This window comes from Nitrobacter winogradskyi, from assembly GCF_006539545.1.
Taxonomy (GTDB): Bacteria; Pseudomonadota; Alphaproteobacteria; order Rhizobiales; family Xanthobacteraceae; genus Nitrobacter; species Nitrobacter winogradskyi_A.
The window spans coordinates 1-846 of record NZ_BJNF01000161.1 but is presented as its reverse complement, the minus strand read 5'-3'; the positions used below and the strand labels follow the sequence as shown (position 1 = coordinate 846).

Sequence of the window (846 nt, the reverse complement as noted above, 5' to 3'; positions counted from 1 at the left end):
AATCGACATTCACCGCAGCCAGATCATTGCGGCAGCGAGATGGATGAACCCGGCGAAGTGGGCTGATCGTCTGTCGTAGCGCGTTGCGAAGCGGCGGAAGTGCTTGAGATGGCAGAAGCAGCGCTCGATACGATTGCGTTGCCTGTAGGCTGTGGCGTCGTGCGGGATGATCACCTTGCGGGTTCGGTTGGATGGGGACGACGGCTGTTGCGCCCATCCCGGTGATGAGCATGCGCAGGGCGTTGCTGTCATAGGCTTTGTCGGCGAGCACGGCTTCGCCGGTCTGGCCACGAAGCAAGCCGGTGCCTGAGTCACGTCGCCGGCCTGTCCGGCCGTGATAATGAACCGGAGCGGGCGCCCCAGCGCATCGGCCAACATGTGGATCTTGGTGGTCAGTCCACCTCGAGAGCGCCCCAGCGCCTGATCCCTGGCCCCCCTTTTCCGCTCGCGGCCTGCTGGTGAGCACGAACGATGGTACTGTCGATCATCAGATACTGGTTATCCCGATCCGCTGTCAGGGCTGCGAACACGCGCTCCCAAACGCCCGCATGACACCAACGGCTGAACCGCCGGTGCACCGTTTTCCATTGGCCGTACCGCTCCGGCAGATCGCACCAATGCGCACCCGAGCGCAGAACCCACAAGCAGCCGTTCACGAACAGACGATTATCCGCTGCCGTGCGACCTGCATCGCCTGTCTTGCCGGGCAGCAACGACGAAATTCTCGACCATTGCGCCTCGTTCAATTCGTACCGCTTCGCCGCCATCACACGCTCCGTGCAAGTCACGGAACCCTATGAATCAGCGATTACGCATCTTGGGAATCCTGAATGTCGATTGGCCCTA

Annotated in this window: 1 pseudogene; it reads right to left on the bottom strand. The window is 61.6% G+C overall.

From position 1 onward, the window contains the following. Window positions 1–72: 72 nt before the first annotated feature. Window positions 73–767 (bottom strand): annotated as a pseudogene (locus NWI01_RS18625) (IS5 family transposase); the annotation flags it as partial. Window positions 768–846: the final 79 nt, after the last annotated feature.